Origin of the sequence: Thiorhodococcus drewsii AZ1, assembly GCF_000224065.1 — a bacterium.
GTDB classification, from domain to species: Bacteria; Pseudomonadota; Gammaproteobacteria; order Chromatiales; family Chromatiaceae; genus Imhoffiella; species Imhoffiella drewsii.
The window spans coordinates 79,821-100,165 of sequence record NZ_AFWT01000019.1 but is presented as its reverse complement, the minus strand read 5'-3'; the positions used below and the strand labels follow the sequence as shown (position 1 = coordinate 100,165).

At 62.8% G+C, this 20,345-nt stretch carries 15 protein-coding genes; 9 read left to right on the top strand and 6 right to left on the bottom strand.

The window, feature by feature from the left end; genetic code table 11:
* Window positions 1-70: 70 nt before the first annotated feature.
* On the bottom strand, window positions 71-931 hold the full coding sequence (locus THIDRDRAFT_RS14120) for a LysR family transcriptional regulator (RefSeq protein ID WP_007041540.1): 861 nt from the start codon (window positions 929-931) through the stop codon (window positions 71-73).
* A gap of 179 nt (window positions 932-1,110) precedes the next feature.
* On the opposite strand from THIDRDRAFT_RS14120, the gene THIDRDRAFT_RS14115 reads away from it, so the two are divergent.
* The 4 genes from THIDRDRAFT_RS14115 to THIDRDRAFT_RS14100 all read left to right on the top strand — a co-directional run bounded on the left by THIDRDRAFT_RS14115 (window position 1,111) and on the right by THIDRDRAFT_RS14100 (window position 7,488).
* The gene (locus THIDRDRAFT_RS14115; protein WP_007041539.1) at window positions 1,111-1,752 is read left to right on the top strand and encodes a TusE/DsrC/DsvC family sulfur relay protein; all 642 of its coding nucleotides are present in this window, start codon (window positions 1,111-1,113) and stop codon (window positions 1,750-1,752) included.
* Between the two features lie 274 nt (window positions 1,753-2,026).
* On the top strand, window positions 2,027-4,288 hold the full coding sequence (locus THIDRDRAFT_RS14110; RefSeq protein WP_007041538.1) for an NADP-dependent malic enzyme: 2,262 nt from the start codon (window positions 2,027-2,029) through the stop codon (window positions 4,286-4,288).
* Between the two features lie 640 nt (window positions 4,289-4,928).
* The gene (locus THIDRDRAFT_RS14105) at window positions 4,929-6,491 is read left to right on the top strand and encodes an AmpG family muropeptide MFS transporter (protein ID WP_007041537.1); all 1,563 of its coding nucleotides are present in this window, start codon (window positions 4,929-4,931) and stop codon (window positions 6,489-6,491) included.
* A 589-nt stretch (window positions 6,492-7,080) separates the two neighbouring features.
* Complete coding sequence (locus THIDRDRAFT_RS14100; protein WP_007041536.1) at window positions 7,081-7,488, top strand: sulfur globule family protein; 408 nt, start codon at window positions 7,081-7,083, stop codon at window positions 7,486-7,488.
* Window positions 7,489-7,630: 142 nt separating this feature from the next.
* On the opposite strand, the gene THIDRDRAFT_RS14095 is transcribed toward THIDRDRAFT_RS14100, so the two are convergent.
* Together THIDRDRAFT_RS14095 and THIDRDRAFT_RS14090 are read right to left on the bottom strand one after the other, a co-directional pair.
* On the bottom strand, window positions 7,631-8,194 hold the full coding sequence (locus THIDRDRAFT_RS14095; RefSeq protein ID WP_007041535.1) for a hypothetical protein: 564 nt from the start codon (window positions 8,192-8,194) through the stop codon (window positions 7,631-7,633).
* A gap of 499 nt (window positions 8,195-8,693) precedes the next feature.
* Window positions 8,694-9,008: a hypothetical protein gene (locus THIDRDRAFT_RS14090; RefSeq protein ID WP_040844922.1), complete on the bottom strand. Its 315-nt coding sequence runs from the start codon at window positions 9,006-9,008 to the stop codon at window positions 8,694-8,696.
* Window positions 9,009-9,249: 241 nt separating this feature from the next.
* On the opposite strand from THIDRDRAFT_RS14090, the gene THIDRDRAFT_RS14085 reads away from it, so the two are divergent.
* On the top strand, window positions 9,250-9,705 hold the full coding sequence (locus THIDRDRAFT_RS14085) for an FUN14 domain-containing protein (RefSeq protein WP_007041533.1): 456 nt from the start codon (window positions 9,250-9,252) through the stop codon (window positions 9,703-9,705).
* A 14-nt stretch (window positions 9,706-9,719) separates the two neighbouring features.
* On the opposite strand, the gene THIDRDRAFT_RS14080 is transcribed toward THIDRDRAFT_RS14085, so the two are convergent.
* Genes THIDRDRAFT_RS14080 through cmoA form a run of 3 tightly spaced genes read right to left on the bottom strand, consistent with a single transcriptional unit; the run spans window position 9,720 to window position 12,041 of the window.
* A complete protein-coding gene (locus tag THIDRDRAFT_RS14080; protein WP_007041532.1) occupies window positions 9,720-10,334 on the bottom strand; it encodes a putative molybdenum carrier protein in 615 nt (204 codons plus the stop codon).
* Window positions 10,335-10,338: 4 nt separating this feature from the next.
* Entirely contained in the window at window positions 10,339-11,319 is a 981-nt protein-coding gene (cmoB, locus tag THIDRDRAFT_RS14075) for a tRNA 5-methoxyuridine(34)/uridine 5-oxyacetic acid(34) synthase CmoB (protein WP_007041531.1), read from the bottom strand.
* Window positions 11,310-12,041 carry a carboxy-S-adenosyl-L-methionine synthase CmoA gene (cmoA, locus tag THIDRDRAFT_RS14070; protein WP_007041530.1) on the bottom strand — a complete coding sequence of 244 codons (732 nt, stop codon included), beginning with the start codon at window positions 12,039-12,041 and terminating at the stop codon, window positions 11,310-11,312. The genes cmoB and cmoA overlap by 10 nt, the downstream gene beginning before the upstream one ends.
* A 133-nt stretch (window positions 12,042-12,174) precedes the next feature.
* Between cmoA and ppk1 the strand changes: the two genes are divergently transcribed.
* The 4 genes from ppk1 to THIDRDRAFT_RS14050 all read left to right on the top strand — a co-directional run bounded on the left by ppk1 (window position 12,175) and on the right by THIDRDRAFT_RS14050 (window position 20,309).
* On the top strand, window positions 12,175-14,397 hold the full coding sequence (gene ppk1 / locus THIDRDRAFT_RS14065) for a polyphosphate kinase 1 (RefSeq protein ID WP_040844899.1): 2,223 nt from the start codon (window positions 12,175-12,177) through the stop codon (window positions 14,395-14,397).
* Window positions 14,398-14,754: 357 nt separating this feature from the next.
* Window positions 14,755-15,960 carry a hypothetical protein gene (locus THIDRDRAFT_RS14060; protein WP_007041528.1) on the top strand — a complete coding sequence of 402 codons (1,206 nt, stop codon included), beginning with the start codon at window positions 14,755-14,757 and terminating at the stop codon, window positions 15,958-15,960.
* 22 nt (window positions 15,961-15,982) lie between these two features.
* A complete protein-coding gene (locus THIDRDRAFT_RS14055; protein ID WP_007041527.1) occupies window positions 15,983-18,409 on the top strand; it encodes an ArsR family transcriptional regulator in 2,427 nt (808 codons plus the stop codon).
* 199 nt (window positions 18,410-18,608) lie between these two features.
* Window positions 18,609-20,309 carry an FAD-dependent oxidoreductase gene (locus tag THIDRDRAFT_RS14050; RefSeq protein ID WP_007041526.1) on the top strand — a complete coding sequence of 567 codons (1,701 nt, stop codon included), beginning with the start codon at window positions 18,609-18,611 and terminating at the stop codon, window positions 20,307-20,309.
* Window positions 20,310-20,345: the final 36 nt, after the last annotated feature.

The following is a 20,345-nucleotide window of genomic DNA, read 5'->3' as shown; positions in this document are numbered from 1 at the left end:
CTGCGGACTGAACCGGATCAACAGCGACAAGACCTCCAGCCGACCCCAGGTTTCCGAGTCTGCGCCAGCCTCACGCAGCACCGAGGGCTGCGCCCTCGGCCACCAGCGCGCGCAGCGTGTCGAGCGCAGTCGTGAACTCGATGGAATCGCTGTCGCCGGGATAGACGACATAGGCCGGCAGGGTCAGGGTCGGGCTGCCGTCGACCCGATACAGGCAACCGCCACGCAGGTAGCTGGAGGCGACCCGCTCGGGCACGAAACAGCTACCGCCGTTGGCGAGGATCAACTGCAATCCCAGCCAGCCGATGTTGGCGGTCTGGGCAGGCCGCTCCAGGTCCGGGTAGACCTTGCGGTGCTGGGCGTAGAAGGTCGGTCCCCAGTCGACATAGACGTAACCGTCGTCCAGCGCAGGCTGGTCCGGGTCGCTACCGACCAGAATCAGGGTCTCGTCGAACAGGTGCTCGACCTGGATGCCGGCCCCCTGCTGAGGGCTGTACATCAAGGCCAGGTCTATGGTCCCGGCGATGATACGGCGCATCAGATCCTCTTCGAATCCGATCTCGGTATTGAGCGAGATATCCGGTGCCGAGGCGCGCATGCGCCCGGTCCAGCGCGGGAGGAAGTCGTCCCAGAGCGCGATACGCGCGCCGATCGTCAGGCTGGCGCGAAAGCGGTTCGGCAGGCCGACATCGTGACGCGCCTGCTCGAAGGTGAGCAGCAGGGTCTTGGCGTGGCGCAGAAAGCGTTGGCCGGCTGGGGTCAGGCTGGCGCCCGCGCGATTGCGCACGAACAGCCGGGCGCCGAGCCCCTGCTCCAGGTTCTGGATGCGTGCGCTGACGGTCGACTGGGTGACATGCACCCGCTCGGCGGCCTCCAGAAAGCTCCCGTGAGCAACGACCGCGAGAAAGGTCTTGATCTGGTCGATGTCCATGCGCTGCCCTCAAGGTCGGGCGCCTGATTGTATCGAAGATCCCGATACCAACTAGCGATCAATTTCGTTTTTCTTTGGTCATGTTCGTCATTATTTTGATCTCATCTGAGCCAGTGTGAATTCGAGGCGGATCGCCGCCCACCGAGCCACGGGATGTCGTAAACGCCGGAGATGAGACGATGATTGCTGTCAGAATTTCCATGAAGGCCACCCATGAGCCCCTGAAACGCACCCCGGTGGTGCTGCGTCTGGACGCGGACGGAAGCGAGACCCCGCCGGTGCTGACCGACCGCGCCGGCCTGGCGCGCTTCGACCTGCCGCCGACCAGCGGTACGATCCTGGTCTCCGGGGTGGCGCGCTACGAGGGCCGCCTCGACGGCGAAATCCCGATCGAACTCTGGTCCATCACACAATCCGAACGTGACTCGCGCGGACTCCCCGGCGAATTTCCGGCGGGCAGCAACGCCTACCCGAGCATGACGACCTGCGCGGTGCAGGTCGGCGAGCGTGCCGTCTTGACCGACAGCGAGGGTTATCTGGTCGACCCCTCGGACTGGTCGGAGGATTTCGCACGCGCCCTGGCGGACCAGGAGGGGTTGGTCCTGACCGATGAGCATTGGGACGTGATCCGGTATCTGCGGGCGCGTTTCGCCCGACAGGGCACCCAGGCGACGGTGCGCGACATGATCGTTCACTTCCGCAACGTCTGGGGGCGCGAGCGCGGCAGCAATCGCTACCTCCATCAGATCTTTCCGCGCGGCGGACCGCAAAAGCAGGGCAATCGTCTGGCCGGGCTGCTGAGGACCAAGGGCGAGCATTGACGACCGGGTTGGCGATTCATGTCGCGGCGGGGAGCGTTCCCGCCGTTCGACCGGCATCACGGCCCAAACGCGCGATGGTCTCCACCTCCCGTCTTCAGTCCATTCCCGTCCTCGCGCTCGGATTCGCACCTTCTTTTTGGTCGTCCGCGCACGCGCCAGCCAAATTTCACTTGCATATTTTGCCGGAAGTGGTTGCGCCGCATCATAATGGTCGATTCCAACCGCCAAGGGTCGGTCTCGGCCCAACGCGCAAGCATCACCACCGGAGACCTAGATGTCGGAAGAGTTCAACCAGAGCGCACTGGACTATCACCGCTACCCCAAACCTGGAAAGCTGGAGATCAAGGCGACCAAACCGCTCGCCAACCAGCGCGACCTGGCATTGGCCTATTCGCCCGGGGTCGCAGCGGCCTGCCGCGAGATCGAAGAGGATCCATTCACCGCCACGCACTACACCTCTCGCGGGAATCTGGTCGCCGTCATCAGCAACGGCACGGCCGTGCTCGGCCTGGGCGCGATCGGCGGTTTGGCCTCCAAGCCGGTGATGGAAGGCAAGGCGGTCCTCTTCAAGCAATTCGCCGACATCGACGTCTTCGATATCGAGATCGAGGAGCGCGATCCAGAGGCCTTCATCGAAACGGTCGCACGCCTGGAGCCCACCTTCGGCGGCATCAACCTGGAAGACATCAAGGCCCCGGACTGCTTCATCATCGAGCGCGCGCTCAAGGAGCGCATGGGGATCCCGGTCTTCCACGACGACCAGCACGGCACGGCCATCGTGGTGAACGCGGCGATCCTGAACGGGCTACGCGTGGTCGGTAAGGACATCGGCCAAGTCCGGCTGGTCACGGCCGGAGCCGGCGCTGCGGCGCTCGCCTGCGTCGACCTGCTGGTAGCGATGGGTCTGCCGAAGGAAAACGTGACCCTGACCGACATCGCCGGCGTCGTCTATGAGGGTCGGCCCGAGGAGATGGATCCCTACAAGGGCCGCTACGCCATCGCCACCGATAAGCGAACCCTGGCCGAGGCCATCGAGGGCGCGGACATCTTCCTCGGACTCTCGGCGGCCGGCGTGCTCAAGCCGGAATGGCTGTCGAGCATGGCGGAACACCCCATCATCATGGCGCTCGCCAACCCGGTTCCAGAGATCATGCCCGACCTGGCACGCGAGGCGCGTCCCGACGCCATCATCGCCACCGGTCGCTCGGACTTCCCCAATCAGGTCAACAACGTCCTCTGCTTCCCCTTCATCTTCCGTGGCGCACTCGACTGCGGCGCCAGCGAGATCAACGAGGCGATGAAGGTCGCCTGCGTGCACGCCATCGCCGACCTGGCCATGGCCGAGCCGTCCGACATCGTGCGCGCGGCCTATGGCGGACATCAGCTCCAGTTCGGCCCCGAATACCTGATCCCCAAGCCGTTCGACCCGCGCCTCATGGAGCATCTGGCCCCGGCGGTCGCCCAAGCCGCGATGGAGAGTGGCGTCGCGACCCGGCCGATCGAGGATCTGGAGGCCTACCGCCAGCGCCTGCATCACCGCGCCTACCGCACCGGCATCACCATGAAGCCGGTCTTCGATCAGGCGCGACTCGCACCCAAGCGGGTGGTCTTCGCCGAGGGCGAGCACGAGCGCGTGCTCCAGGTCGCCCAGCAGGCGGTCTCCGAGGGCATCGCGCGTCCCATGCTGATCGGCCGCCCGGAGGTGATCGGCAATCGACTGAAGGACCTGGGTCTGAGTATCCGTCCCGACCGGGACTTCGATCTCATCGTGCCCTGCGAGAATCCCAACTTCGAGAACCACTGGCAGACCTTCTACGATCAGGTCAAACGCCGTGGCTACGCCCCGGACGAGGCCCGCGAATACATCCGCAACGACCCCACGGTGCTCGCCGCGACCATGGTCCGCTGTGGCGATGCCGATGCCATGATCTGCGGCATCGTCGGTCGCTACATCCGTCATCTCAAGCATGTGGAGGAGGCCATCGGAACGGCTCCGGGCGTGCGGCGCCTGACCGCCATGAGCGCCGTGGTCCTCCCCAAGGGTCCGCTCTTCATCGCCGACCCCTATGTGCAGGCGGATCCCGACGCCGAGGATCTGGCCGAGATCGCCCGGTTGTGCGCCGCCGAGATCAAGCGCTTCGGCCTGGAGCCCAAGGTCGCCTTCGTCTCGCACTCGAACTTCGGCAGCCACGACGCCCCGAACGCGACCAAGATGACGGAGGCCGTGCGCCTGCTGCGCGAACAGGATCCAGAGCTTGAGGTCGAGGGAGAGATGCACTCAAACCTGGCATTCGACGCGATCGGACGTCGGGAGCGATTCCCCGATTCGCGGCTCGAAGGGCGCGCCAATCTGCTGATCATGCCCAATCAGGACGCAGCCAACATCTCCTTCAATTTGCTGAAGACGATGAACGAGGGCGGAGCCTTCGGCCCCATCCTGCTCGGCACGGCACACGCCGCCCACATTGTCACGCCCAGCACCTCGGTTCGCGGCCTGCTCAACATGATTGCACTGGCCGCCGTCCAAGCCGGCTGATCGATGTCTGTTCGGCGGCGAGCGCCCTCGAATAGGACGCTCGCCCCGACGCGAGGCCGGGCACGGACGCCCGGATGCGTCACACACCGTGGACCCTGACGCATCTCGCGGCACCCACTGTTCCAAAATGGACCAACGGTGTCACCTCTTGACAACGCACGGCGTCACGTTCCAATCCAGAACCACGCAAGCCATTGATTCAAATGAATGCGACAAACTGGCACGCACCATGCGTTCTTGAAGACATGGCAGCGATGTTCCTCTAGGCACAGCCCTAATTCATCAGGGAATCAAGTTTCACCCAGGAACGCCGATAGAGACTTCAGGACATTGAGAGGCCGCGACCGGTCCGTGGCCTGCAAGGATGCCGCTTAACATGGCAATCGCGTGTGAACCACACGTAACCCATGAGTCGGTGTAGTTCGATCAGCATGGTCAGAGCAGCCATCGGGGATTCGGCTCCTCCTCGTCTCCCCGAATTAACGCCATCGTGTGACCCAAGGGTTCACGATGGCGTCTTCTTATTGAGCGATCGAATACCCCACTGTATTCTCGGCGCCTTTCGACCCGTCTCGGGTCGCCCCTTGAGGACTCGCCGTCGGCACTCTCGCCCAAGGGTTCTACCAGCAGCCGGGTTCCCATGACGCACACCGAGAAAACCCAACCCCAGGGTTGGGCTCAGACCAGCCGCGAACTTCTTAACCCCCACGTCATCAGCATGCTGTTTCTAGGCTTCTCGGCCGGGATTCCGCTGCTCCTGATCTTTTCCTCGCTCTCGCTGTGGCTGCGTGAGGCAGGCATCGAACGCAATGCGGTCACCTTCTTCAGCTGGGCCGCACTGGGGTACTCCTTCAAGTTCGTCTGGGCCCCATTGATCGACCGGTTGCCCGTTCCACTTCTAACCCGGTGGTTGGGACGCCGCCGCGCCTGGATGCTGGTCGCCCAAATCGGCATCGCCACCGCCATCCTGCTGATGGGCATCACGGATCCGGCCTCCGGACCGGACAGCCTGACCCGCATGGCCCTCGGCGCCGTCCTGCTGGGCTTCTCCGCCGCCACACAGGACATCGTGATCGATGCCTTCCGCATCGAGGCTGCGGCGCCGCGCCTACAGGCTCTCATGTCGTCGACCTATATCGCCGGCTATCGCATCGGAATGGTGGTCTCGGGTGCCGGGGCGCTCTATCTGGCGGCGCTATTCGGCTCCACCGCAGACGACTACAGCTACCTCGCCTGGCGCAACACCTACATCGCCATGGCCGCGACCATGCTGGTCGGTTTGATCACGACCCTTTCGATCTCGGAACCCAAGACCAACCGCATAGCGGAGCACGCCTACTCGCCCACTGACTACCTGCGGCTGCTCACGGTCTTTCTCGTCACCGCGCTCACCTTCGCCGCCACCTTCTTCCTCAGCAGCGGTCTCTTTGCCTCGATCAAGGCCACGCTTGGCGGTGGAGCCTTGATGCATTTTCTGATCGAGATGCTGCACTTCGCCCTGGCGGTGGGTGCGGCGGCCTGTACCGTCTGGCTATTGGTGAGCCTGGGCGCCATCAACCGCCAGATGGCGCGTGAAACCTGGGTTGAGCCGATACGGGATTTCTTCGCACGCTACGGACTCAAGACCGCCTTCCTGCTGCTGGCCCTCATCGGTCTCTACCGAATCTCGGACATCGCGCTGGGCGTCATCTCCAACGTCTTCTACCAGGATCTCGGTTTCACGAAGCCGCAGATCGCGACCGCGGTCAAGACCTTCGGGGTCTTCGTCAGCATCGCTGGCGGAGTACTCGGGGGATTGCTGGCGACCCGCCACGGCGTGATGCGCATTCTCATGCTGGGCGCCATCATCGTGGCGGCGACCAACCTGGTCTTCGTGGCACTCGCCCAAGTGGGAGCCAACCTGCCGCTGCTCTACGCCGCTGTCAGCGCCGACAACCTGGCCGGCGGGCTCGCCAGCGCAGCCTTCGTCGCCTTTCTCTCGAGCCTGACCAACGTCTCCTTCACGGCCGTTCAGTACGCCATCTTCAGCTCGCTGATGACGCTCGTGCCCAAGCTGCTGGGAGGGTATTCCGGCTCCATCGTCGACGGGATCGGCTATACGGGATTCTTCATCTTCACCAGCCTGATCGGCGTGCCCGTGATCGGGCTGGTCTGGCTGGCGGGCAGGCAGCTCGCCATTGATGAAACGTCTCGCTCGCGTTGACTCGAACCGCTCAGTCGGCGACAGAGGCATCGACGCGCACTCCGCGTGCGAGAGTTGGTTCGCCTGGAACGCTCGCTCGGGCGTTCCAGCTCACCCTCCCCTGCTGGAACGGAAAACGCACACGAAACGCGGCTCGGAGCCCATGCTCCGAAGGGGTTAAACACAAGGTATGTTAGAAAATTAGCAAATATCGATTGCGTATTCCGAATACCAACGCCTATACTCGACTGATAATTCTCAATAACGACATCCGCTCGCACCCTGAGCGAGATGTCCCTGAAAACCGCTCTTCCGACCAACCAGGCTCTGCCTCACGCCCCGTCGAAGACCGTGCCGCTTAGCGATGCACGCGCTCCGGGTTCAGGATGCAGCCCCCACGATCACCATCCCCGCATCATTCAGCGGGAGATCCATTCTGGCTCGTACCTCGGCCAGTTCGAAATTGCTTGAGGTTCGAGAACAAGCATGTATTCTCGAACCGCTCGACCCTCGGCGCCTCGTTCGCCGTGGCCACCGGGGCAATCCTGCCCCATGGAAGACGTTACATGAAAAGCGTCTCCGCAATGTTCCCGACACACAGGTAATCAGCATGAAGCAATCGATTAAGTATGCAGGCCTTGCGGCACTCGTCGGCTTGGCTGGCGTCTCCTTCACAGCGAGCGCCTGGTGGGGCGGCCCCGGCTATGGCAATGGAAACGGTAACGGCATGTGGGACAACATGGGAGACATGTTTGGAGATGGCACCGGCAACTTCAACATGGGCATGAATGCCAGCGGCAACGGCCGTGGATATGGCCGCGGTTACGGACGCGGCAATGGCTACGGCTATGGCAATGGCTACGGCGCACCCTATGGCTATGGCGCACCTTATGGTTATGGCGCCCCCTACGGGTACGGCGCTCCTTATGGCTATGGCGCACCCTATGGGTACGGCGCTCCTTATGGAGCCGCGCCTCAGCAGATGCCGGCTCCCCAGCAGGCAGCACCGGCTCAATAATCGCGCCGATTCAGCCTTCAACGGGCTGAAGGCACCGCAGACGCCCACCAACCGGGCGTCTGCGGCGTCGGAGAAGCACCCTCGACCATCCCTGCGCCCGTCTTCCCGCGAGCGACATCCTCTCTACGCCGCCATGGCGAACTCAGACGGCCCCCCAAACCTCACGCTTGGCATCGGTCTTGGTGGCCAGCACCTCTTCAAGCGTCTTGACCGGGAAGCTCGGCTTGTAGTCCTTACCCGCCTCATAGAGCTTCAGCACCTTATCCTCACTCGACAGACCCTTCAGGTCGTGCTTGTCGATGTAATAGAACTCGGACACCTCGTTCCAGACCACACCCTCGCGATACTGGATCAACACGTAGCGGTTGCCTTCAACCTCGATTTGACAGCTCTCGGCCAGGTTCTCGATGAAAAAGACCGGAACGCACGAGGGATCCAGGTCGCTCTTGAAGAGCGAGATGAACTCGGACAGTTCGTCGACACTCTCGAAGCTGCCGGCGACCATCAGGAGCTTGTCGGCGGTCGCAAGCAGAATCGCCTGCTTGAGCAGTGCGCGCGGAGGCGTGCGCTTACCGGCGACGGCCTTCAGCTCGCCTTCGAGAATGGTGAACTCACCACGAAACGCCTGCAGGTCGGACTTGGTCGTGCCTCCGAACAGGGTTGTCAGCCAAAAGCGTTCTTGTTGTTGATAGGTATCGAGCAGCATCGCGGAAGATTCTCCAGGTATGGGTATGCACATCACGTCAACCGCCGAGCCCTCACGGTCGATCGCGTGTCGTAAAACCACGCCGTTTGTTGCTTTCACTACAAAGGGACAAACCGTCGCCGACGTGGCCATTCACCCCTGTCCATCAATAAGACCCGAATAGCAATAGGGTCTTAAGTCGGCAGGGTAAATATCAGGCGCTTGTGGACAACGAATCGGCAGACTGAGCCACATGCGCACAGCCACGTTTAGCAAAACCGATGCCACCTAATGACGGCGCTGAACAAGCAGCGGCGTCATAAGAAGGGACAGGGTCGAGAGCGGCGTCCCGAAAAAGATCCGCGCAACCCGGCGCTGATCGCGAACAACGCAGATGAAATCGCCAAGCCAAATGGGCGGGATAGCCGCAGCCTACAGCCGGCAGCGAGGGATCGCGGCACTCAACGCGGAGAGCGCAGCTCGGATAGCGCGTCCCCGCGCTATCCGGTTCGGGGAGGAATCAGTGGTGGTAGCTCTCGGGCAGTCCTTCGTGCATGAGCGGCGCTGCGAGCTCATCAAACCTGAAGAGGTTGAAGGCGCGGTGGCCGTTGTGGTCCAGGACACGGAGGTCGTTCGATTCGGTGAATCCGTTCAAGACCTTGTTGAAATGGCCGCCATAACGCTCCTCGGCGAGGGCGAGCGGAATCTCATAGGCCATGAATTTGGGGATGCCTTTGTTGGCCAGCCGCTCAAGCAGATCCTGATGTTCGAGCGAGTCATACGACGTCAAGATCACGACCGGCCCACTTCCGGTGATGAGCATTGCACATTTCATGGCGTCCAAATTCCCCGTTTTGATGACCCGCATGCGCGGGGGACGAGTGCTACGACCGACTCTTCCGACCTAAGCCCGCCGAGACGACGACGCACAGCGACGACGCACTGGACAAGCAGTGCCATCCGAGTCTAGCACCGAAGCAGCGCCTTGCCAGGCGCGATGACGAAGCGAGCCCAATGACAATCCCAATGAAACCTGGCACCCTCTTTCATCGAAAAGATCAATTGAGCCTGCCCCCATGTTGTATCCAAGAGACCCGGCGCCTTCCGTCGGCCTCAAATCGCTGATCGCCGCAACCCCATTGCTCTCGACACGCTTGGCGGCCGCCCCACTCGATACACCACAGGGATCGCCTGGAACGGGCGACCCGCTGACCGGCGTCGCCAGCGAACTCTTCTCGGAGGCGTTCTTCCTGAGGCTGGGGTTCTCGTTCATGATCGGCCTGGCGATGGGATTCGCCCTCAAGGTGGCCTTCAAGATCGCCCTGCTGGCACTGGGATTCCTGGCGATCTCCCTCTTCGCACTCCAGTTCTACGGGTTTATCGACATCAACTGGTCGGGACTCGAACCCCACTACGACAACTTCGCGCACGGCCTGAGGATCACTGGATCCGCCTTCCTGGACTTCGCCGCCGAAAACCTCTCCAGCGCGGCATCCTTCTTCGCCGGGCTGGCGATCGGCCTCAAATTCTGAAGCGCCCTCCGCCCTCAAGGGCGAGCAGCGTGGGAATGGGACATCTCGGCGCGTCGCTCGCCCCATCTAGCAAAAAGCCCGCGCAGCAGGACGAACGCCTCGCCCTGGATACCAGGCGCACCCGACTCGCGCGGACCGGCACAGTTGAGTGCGCGAATCCTGTTGGTCAACAGCCAGGAGAGGATCTCTTCCGAATCCGAACGAAGGGCCAGATCGAAGGCGCAGAGCGGTCGGCCGAGTCGGCGGGCGAGATCGGTGGTCAATCGCGTCCCACCCGTCAGCGCTCCACGATAGAGAATCAGAGTCGCATCCGAGTCGCGGACGTTCCATTCGGTGCGCTCGGCGTAATCGCGGCTTGGCGTCTCCGTCAGCGGATAGGTATCCGCGATCGGACCGTCCTCGGCCCTTCGCCCACTCGGGCACCAGCCTCGAACGGTCAAACCCAGCTCCAGCGCGGCATCCAGGGCGGCGCGATCGACCCCTGTCTGACCGCCGGAGACCACCTCGATCACCCCTTCGACCTCTTGGTGACGATGGAGCGCACCCAGCAGCTCGCGGTCGCGGCGCGCGAAATAGATATCCTCCTCGGCCTGCTCCTTCAGCTTGAGTCTATCGACGAATCCCGTCATGACATCAACCTCGTCGTGCGATCAGGATGGCACGGGTCGGGGCCGGAAGCCCCTCGATGGTTCGGTCTGGGTCCTCGGAGTCAAGATGGTCCGGGAGCGACTGGAACCGCATCCAGTCGGTCGAGCGCTGCTCTTCCCGGCTGGTCCGAGTGACATCCGCCACTCTCACCCCAACGAACCCACAGCGAGCGAGCCAAACCTCCAATGCTTCAAGTGTAGGAATGAACCAGACATTGCGCATGCTCGCATAGCGCCCAGGCGGCACCAGCACACGCTCGCCGTCCCCTTCCAGAACCAGCGTCTCCAGGACCAGCTCGCCGCCGGGGCGCAACAGTCGACCCAGTTCGAGCAAATGATCCATCGGCGAGCGACGGTGATAGAAGACCCCCATCGAAAAGACCGTATCGAACCCCGTGATGCCCTTAGGCAGGTCCTCGATCCCGAGCGGCAATACGGACAGACAGTCGCGGCCGAGATAGCGATTGATCGCCTGGAACTGGACCACATAGAGCAGCGTCGGATCGATCCCCATCACCAGACGCGCTCCCTCGCCGAGCATGCGCCAGGCGTGGTAGCCATTGCCGCAGCCGACGTCCAGGACCAGGCGGTCTTTCAAAGGGGTTAGCGATTCGGCAAGACGATCCCATTTCCAGTCCGAACGCCATTCGGTATCCAGATGCAGCCCCCGCAGACAAAAGGGTCCCTTACGCCAGGGGTGCAGGCGCATCAGCGTTTCGCGCAGCTGGGCCTCCATCGCCTCAGACAGCGGATCGGCGCCTCGCAGACCCACACAGGACGCGTCCAGCACAGCGGTGGACTCGGGGAGATCCGGCAGCTCGGTCAGCGCGGCCTCCCACTGGGGCAGATCGCCATGCGCACCGGGGCCGAGCCGTGCCAGCACCGCCGCTTCGAGCGCGGACCGCCATGCAGCCAAAGCGGTCCGGTCCAACTGATCGAAAAAGGGTTTGAACGGTGTCAGGTCCATGCGATCCAGGCCACGAAGTTGAGACTCTGAAACCAACGTTCGACACCGACGAAACCCGCCGCGCTCAATCGAGCCTCGTGCGCCTCGATCGTCTCGGGCACCAGGACGCGATCCAGGGCCGCACGCTTGCCGCTGATGGCCATCTCGCTGTAGCCATTGGCGCGTTTGAAGTCTTCATGCAACTGGGTCAGAAAGCGACCGCCGCGATCGTCCGAAACCTGGATCTTCTCGGCCAGGATCAAGACGCCGCCCGGCACCAGCCCTTGGCGGATCCGCGTCAGCAACTCAAGGCGCGCGTCGCGCGGAATGAACTGCAGCGTGAGATTGAGCACCACGAGCGAGGCATTCTCAATGGCGACCTCCCGCACATCGGCGCATACCGGCTCGACCCGGCCCGAATGGGGCACGTCAGCGAGCCGGGCACGCAGTCCCTCGATCATGGCCGGCGCATTGTCGACGGCGACCACCCGCACCTCGCCCGTCACCTGGCGTAGGATGGATCGGGTCACAGCGCCGAGCGAGCAGCCCAGGTCGTAGCATCGCGTCCCCGGACGCGCCACACGCCGGGCGACGAGGCCCGAAAGCCCCACCAGTTCGGCATAACCGGGCACCGAGCGACGCACCATGTCAGGAAAGACGCGGGCGACATCCGCGTCGAATTCGAACGGGCGGACCGGCCCGCTGGGCCGGTCGAACAAATCATCTGGCTCTGTATCGATCATATCCTGTGCATTCTATAACGTGCCAAGCCACACCCTCGCGGAAGACACGCCAAAACGTCATAAAATCATCGCAACTGATTGCTAGAATCGGAGAGATATATTGCTTACGAAAACCAAGGACTCTGACTACCCCATGGCCCCAAGCGAAGTCCAGGACTCCGTCGAAGACGACACGCCCAGCAATCAAACGATCGTAACGCCGCCCATTCCCGACGACATCGATCTCGACGATCCCATTCTTTACCTCAGCCGCGAGCTGACCTGGCTCGCCTTCAACCGGCGAGTGCTTCGCGAGGCCGAGGATCCGCGCAATCCACTGCTGGAACGGATCAAATTCCTCGCCATCGTAAGCAACAATCTCGACGAATTTTTCATGAAGCGTATCGGCGGTCTCAAGCAGCAGATCGCCGCCGGCGTCCATACGCCGAGCCTGGACGGCCGCACCCCGCTGCAGCAGCTCAACGAGTGCCAATCGGCCGTGCGCGGCTTCATCCGCGAGCAACAGCGCATCTACGGCGAGCTGATGCTGGCCCTGGACGAGTACGACATCCGCATCGCACGCCACGCCGACCTGCAAGAGGATGCTCGGGAACGGCTACGCGAGCATTTCCGCGCCAACATTTTCCCCATGCTGACGCCCCTGGCAATGGATCCGGCGCATCCCTTCCCCTTCATCTCGAACCTGACGCTGAATCTACTCGTGACCCTGCGCTATCCGGGCGGCAACGAGGTCTACATGGCCCGCGTCAAGGTGCCGGTCAACAAGGACGTCTCCAAGCGGCTCATCTCGGTCGACGGAACCCACACCTATGTCACCCTGGAAGACCTGATCGTCAACAACCTCGACATGCTCTTCCCGGGGATGGAGATCGTCTCCTGCGCCCTGTTCCGCATCACCCGCAACGCCATCGTGGAGCCCGACGTCGAGGCGGCCAACGACCTGCTCGAAATGATCGAGAGCGAACTGCGCGAACGTCACTTTGCCCCCATCGTGCGTCTTGAAGTGCAGCCCGGCATGGAGCCGGTACACCGCGGCATGTTGGCCGCCGAGTTGGGTCTGAACGAAGAGGAGGACGTGATCGAGGCCGAGGGCATGATGGCCCTGAGTAACCTGTTCGAGATCGCCTCCATCGACCGACCCGAACTGCACGACAAGACGCATCGTCCGGTCGATCATCCACTGCTCGCCAACGACCGACGCAACATCTTCCACATCATCCGCGAGAACGGGCCGATCCTGCTGCAGCACCCCTATCAGCCCTTCAGCACCTCGGTCGAGCGCTTCCTGCGCACCGCCTCCGAGGACCCCAAGGTGCTGGCGATCAAGATGACGCTCTACCGCACCTCGGCCGGCGCCATCCTCGACTCGCTGATCCAGGCCGCACGCAACGGCAAGCAGGTCGCGGTCCTGGTCGAGCTCAAGGCGCGCTTCGACGAAGCGGCCAATATCAAGTGGGCGCGACGACTGGAAGCCGAAGGAATCCATGTCAACTATGGCGTCATGGGACTCAAGACCCACAGCAAGCTGATCTTCGTGGTCCGCCGCGACTACTCCCAGCTGCGTCGCTACTACCACATCGGCACCGGCAACTATCACTCGGGCACCGCCAAGCTCTACACCGATCTCGGCATGCTCGGTTGCGACGAGGATATCGGCCAGGACCTGACCGAGCTCTTCAACTATCTGACCGGCTACTCGCCACCACCGAGCTATCGCAAGATTCTGGCTGCGCCCTACAACCTCAAACGCGCCATCATCGACAAGATCAACCGTGAGATCGAGCACCACAAGCGCGAGGACAACGGTCTGATCCAGATGAAGATGAACGCGCTGGAGGACCCCGACATCACCCGCGCCCTCTACAAGGCGAGCCGCGCCGGCGTACAGGTCGACCTCATCATCCGCGACACCTGCCGCTTCCGCCCCGGACTGCCCGGCATCAGCGAGCGCGCGCGCGTGGTCAGCATCGTCGGACGCTTCCTGGAGCATGCGCGCATCATCTATTTCCGCAACGGCGGCGACGAGGAGTACTACATCGGCTCGGCGGACATGATGCGCCGCAACCTGGACAGCCGGGTCGAGGTGCACGCGCCGGTCGAGAACCCCGAGCTGCGCCAAGAACTGAGGCTCATCCTGGACGTCCAGTTCGCAGACTCGCGCTCGGCCTGGGACATGGACGCCAACGGCGACTACACCCAACGCACCCCCGAGGACGACAGCAAAAAGGGCGCCCAGGAGACCCTGATCGGCGTCGCAGAGAAACGGCTCGCTGCCGCCGCCAAGCACAAGGAGAAGAAGGTGCGTTCACGCCTGCTCAGCCACTTCCAGTGGCGTCTGAGGGATAAGAATCTCTGAGCGCGCATTCGCGCGCAGTGCGCGCGACACTGATCAGCTCCAGCCCCTGGTTCGGATGACACGAGGGCGTCATCCGAACCAGGGGTACCCTCAACCGACAGACGCAAACGGGAATCCTCGCGTTGCAACCGACCGACAATCGATTCCCGATGCGCGTCCGACCAGGTCTCTCCAGGCGACTTCCTCGAACGAACCAACCTATCGTGGCGCGACGAGTAACGACGCACATCAGACGGCAAAGCTGTGTTCTGGAGACTGCCCAGCCTTGGCTGGCAAGAACACCTAAACATACGTAAAAATTGACGTACGTTTTTTTTGACGTACTATTGCCGCAGCTCATCCAAACAGGATCTCGGCATGAAGGCAAATCCAGGCGGCCAAATCGACCTCGCGGAGGTCGTCGGGCGTGATCTACTGATCGAGCAGATCTGGGACACGCTGGAGCAACAATCCATACGCATGACCGCCGAGCGGCGCATCGGCAAGACCACCATCATCCTCAAGATGCGTGCGGAGCCACGGTCCGGCTGGGTGCCTATCTTTCAGGATCTGGAGCGCTATCACAGCGCGCGGGAATTCGCGCTATCGGTCTACCGCGAGGTGGATCGGTTTCTGTCCGGTCGCGAGAGAATCGCCCGACGGAGCCACGCGTTCCTCAAAACGCTCGGCGGAACCGAAGTGGGCGGCATTCTCAAGCTTCCGGAGTTCGGAGCAGAGGCACCCTGGCAGGACATTCTCAACTGCGCCATTCAAGACCTGGTGCAGGAACGAGCGCGCAACGACGAGCGCCCGCTCTTCCTCTGGGACGAGATGCCCTTCATGCTCGACAGCATCCGCAAGCAGGAAGGCGAGCCGGTTGCCATGGCCGTGCTGGACAACCTGCGCGCGCTCCGCCAAACGCACGGTGCCGCAGGTCTGCGTATGGTGCTGACCGGCTCCATCGGTCTGCACCACGTCATCGCGGCCCTCAAGCGTCAGAGCTATAGCAACTCCCCGCTCAACGACACCTACCCGCTGGAGGTGCCCCCGCTGGATGCCGAGCCGGCACACGAACTGGCGGCCAGACTGATCGAGGGCGAACGGATCCGCGCGCCATCTCCGTATGAAACGGCTGCAGCCATCGCCCAGCTCGCCGACGGCTTCCCCTTCTATATCCACCATATCGTCAAGGCGTTGAAGCGCGCTCCCGGCGCCGCGACAGCGGACCCGGCACTCGCCGAGCAGGTCGTGGTCAGTCAGGTGCTCGACGCCAACGACCCCTGGGAGCTCGGTCACTACAGGAGCCGAATCCCCGACTACTACGGCGCCCATTTGGAGCGGGCAGTGCTCGGAATCCTCGACGGCATCGCGGCCCGCGCCTCAGGCGCGGAACCCATCGCCGTCTCCATCAATGATCTGCTGGCCGAAGGCCGGGCGGCAGGCACTCTGGATGACCGCGAGCGACTCATCGATCTGCTCCGACTCATGGAGCAGGATCACTATCTGTCACGTGACTCCAACGGCCATTACCGCTTCCGCTTCCCGCTGCTGCAGCGCTGGTGGCGGTTGGCGCGCGGACTCTGATGGCGCACCGGAGCCGCATGCCATGAACGACCGAGCCTTCTTGTCCGTCTTCACCCCCAGCCGTACGTCGCCGGAGGATCTGGAGGCCATCACGGTGCAGCGTCAGGCGCTGATCGAAGATGCCGTCGAACGCGTGCGCGAGAGCGCCACCACGGGCAGCAAACACCATCTGCTTTTCGTCGGGCCGCGAGGTACTGGCAAGACCCATCTGATCACGCTGCTGGCCCATCGTCTCGGACAGGACCGGACCCTGGACGATCGGCTGCGCATCGCCTGGCTCAACGAGGACGAGACCAGCACCAGCCTGCTGGAGCTGCTGCGTCGCGTCTACGAGGCCCTGAGCAAACGCTACCCTGAGGAATTCACACCCGAAGCGCTGGAGCCTCTGTTCGACCTGACGCCCAATGAGGCTGAAGGCGCGCTGGCCCAACTGCTGTTGACGACCCTGCAAGCGCGCACTCTGCTGGTCCTGGTAGAAAACCTAGACGCACTCTTCGAGGGGCTGGGCCAGGCCGGTCAACAGCAACTGCGCGGCTTCATCCAGGAGCACCCGGTGCTCTCGCTGGCGGCCACCGCCCAGCGTCTCGTCGACGATATCGCCAAACGCCAAAGCGCCTTCTTCGGTTTCTTCCAGACCGAGCACCTGAAACCCCTGTCGATCGAGCAGGCCCGCGAGCTGCTCCAGAACATCGCCCAGCTCAATGGTCAGAGCGACGTCGTCTCCTTCCTTAAGAGCGCGACCGGTCGCTCGCGCATCCGCGCACTGCATCATCTCTCGGGCGGCAAACACCGCATCTACATCGTCCTGTCCCAGTTCATCAATCGCGACAGCATCGAGGCACTGGTGGAGCCTTTCGCCAAGATGGTCGATGAGATGACGCCCTACTATCAGGAGCGCATCCGCTGGCTGCCGGCCCAGCAGCGCAAGATCGTCGAATTCCTCTGCACCCAGGACCGACCCACCCCGGTCAAGCAGATCGCCCGCCGGCTGTTCGCCAGCCAGCAGACCGTCTCCAGCCAGCTCAAGGATCTGCGCGGCAAGGGCTACGTCCAGTCCGCCCAGCGTGGGCGCGAATCGCTGTACGAGATCGCCGAGCCGATGATGCGCATCTGCGTCGAGGTCAAGGAGAACCAGAACCAGGGTCCGTTGAGGATATTGGTGGACTTCTTGCGCGTCTGGTACGACGGGCGCGAACTGAACGCCAGACTCGCCGACGGCAAGACCGACTCGATGGCACGAACCTATCTCGCGTCCGCCATCGCGGCGAACGCCGCCAAGGGCAATCTGCGCGCGCGATTACTGGTGGACGCATTCCATGCCGAACTGGACGAGGCGGGGAGGGCGCAATGGGGAGGGCGGATCGAGACCTATGCCGAGGAGTGCGAGGAACTGGCACTGGCCTGCGGATATTGGGCGAAGGGCGAGGATTCCGAGGCGCTGCGTACCCTTGAAGAGATCACTGATGAGAACAGTGGTCAGTCTATCGGAATCAAGGTCTCTGCCCGGCTTCTCGCCTCTGAGGTTCATCTCAAGAAAAAAGATCCGGTTCAGGCGATAAGACAGCTCGACGCTGCTCTGGCGCAATCGCGGATGGTTGCCAAGGATGTCGCCAGGGTCCTCGTCAGTCGGGGGGGCGCTTATGAACAGCTCGGAAATCTCGACAAGGCAATCACGGACTACAGTGCCGCTGTCGAGATACCGCAGGCTCCGGCCCAGTTGATCACCTTCGCATACCTCAGACGGTGGATGGCCTATGTACAGCTGGGAGACCTCGACAAGGCGACCGACGATCTAAGCACGATTATCGAGCTACCAAACGCGCCTGCAGAGCTCGTAGCAATGGCGCTATTAGTCCGGGGTTTAATCTATTCCATCCGACTCGACACAGCGTCCGCTGAAAGAGACGTCGAGGCAGTGCTGCGCGTGGAAGGAGTTGCGCCGAAAAGTCTTGTTCAATCACACCTTACGCTGGCGGCACTCCGAGTCGCAACGGGGCGATGGGATCAAGCCATCGCCACATTGCGCGATGGCCTGCGGGTCGGCATCAGCGTAACACCAGCCTATCGAGGCGACTCCACGCGCATCATCCACGCCTTCTTTGACAGCAGCCTGCAACCCACAATGCGTCGCGAACGCATTCGCGATCTGTTCCAGATCTACCGCGATGCCGACGCCATCAGCCAGCTCGGCGATGCCCTCGTGCGACATCTGGGCGAACTGCATGCCAACACGCCCGACCTGCCAAGCCCGGACAACTTGGAGACCTGGGCCTCGGCCTGGGAGGAGGCGGGCCAGGACAGCGACGCTTTCCGGCTGCCGCTGCGCATCTTCCGCACCGGCATCGACTTCCTAAAGGCCGCCGGCTCGGATCCGAGCATCCTGCTGGATCTGAATCAAGAGGAGCGTGCGCTATTGGAGCAGCTGTTCGACCTGGAACCATCGCCCTGAGCAGGAAATTCCAGAGGCAAAGTGCACGCTAGCCCTCAAGACACGCACGAATGTCGGGACGCTTGACGATGAATCTTGCGAATCTTCAAATCAGTCCAGCGACAATCGCCGCACACTAGGGGATGCCGCCGATCAGGGTCGCGCACCCCGCAATCATCGGCGGCATCTCCCATTTCCGCTTCGAACAAGGATTCCCTCCATGCCCTCGCAACCCCTCAAAATCCTCGTCATCGGCGGTTCCGCCGCAGGTCCAAAGGCCGCCGCCAAGGCACGCCGCATGGACGAGCACGCCTCCATCACGCTGATCCAAAAGGAAGCCGACCTCTCCATGGCCTCCTGCGGCTACCCCTATTACATCGGCGGCTTCTTCGACGACCGCAACCAGCTCATCTGCACCCCGGCCGGTATCGTTCGAGACCCCGATTTTTTTGAAAAGGCCAAGCGGATCGAGGCGCTGGTGCAAACCGAAGCCCTGTCGATCGACCGCGACGCCAAGACCGTCACTTGCCGCCATCTGCCGAGCGGCGAGACCAAAACCCTGCCCTACGACCGACTGGTCATCGCAACCGGCGCCTCGCCGCTCTATCCGCCAGTACCGGGCAGCGACCTCGAGGGCATCCGCACGCTCCACAGCCTGGGCGACGCGGATGCGCTGCGCGCGGTGCGGGACGCGGGCAAGGTGACCAAGGCCGTCGTGGTCGGCGGTGGACTGATCGGATTCGAGGTGTGCGAGGCATTGCACCTGGCCGGTATCCAGACCACGGTCATCGAGAAGACCGCGTCGATCCTGCCCTTCCTGGACCCGGATCTGGCCAAGCTGGTCGAGAATCATGTCCGCTCCAAGGAGGCGGACATCATCACACACAACGGCGTGGCCGCCTTCCTCGGCGAAAACGGCAAGCTGTCGGGCGTGAAGCTCGACAACGGCACCGAGCTGCCCTGCGAGCTGGCGGTAATCGCGGTCGGCGTGCGACCCAACATTGAACTGGCGCGCGAGGCCGGACTCACGATCGGCGCCAAGGGCGGCATCGCGGTCAACGACCAGATGCAGACCTCGGATCCCGACATCTATGCCGCAGGCGACTGCGTGGAATGCCGCTCGCTCATCACCGGAGAGATGCTCCGCGCACCCTTTGGCGACATCGCGAACCTGCAGGGACGCGTGATCGGCCGGAACCTGATCGAGCCCGGCAGCGCGAGCTTCCCCGGCATCATCCACACAGGGATCTGCAAGATCTTCGACTTCACCGTCGGCTTCACCGGACTGAGCGAGGCCGCCGCACGCGCGGCCGGATTCGACATCGAAACGGCGACCGTCTCGGGTCTCGACATCCCCGGCTACATGCAGGGCAAGCTGCTCATCAGCAAGATGATCGCTGACCGTAAGAGCGGCAGGGTGCTGGGCTTCCAGTGCATCGGCCCAGGCGACGGCAGCAAGCGCATCGCCACTGTGGCTATGGCGATCCGAGGCAATCTGACCGTGGATGACCTCTCCAATGCCGACCTGCCCTACGCACCGCCCTACTCGCTCGCACTCGACCACGTGATCGTGTCCGCGCACGTCCTAGAGAACAAGCTGCTCGGACACATGAAGGGAGTTTCGGTCACGGAGGTCAAGCAACGGGTCGACAGCGGGTCCAACTGCTTCATCCTGGACACCCGCAGTCCGCAGGAATTCGAGGAGATGCGACTCGGAATCGGCGAGACCCTGATCCCTCTGGGGGCGATACGCGGCAGACTGGACGAGTTGCCGGCCGACAAGGACAGAGAGATCATCCTCTACTGCAAGATCTCGCTGCGCGGCTATGAGGGGGCGGCCATCCTGCAGGCGCATGGCTGGACGCAGGTGAAGGTGATGGAAGGCGGCATCATGGCCTGGCCCTATCCGCGAGAGAAGTAGCTACCAGCTACCAGCTACCAGCTACCAGCTACCAGC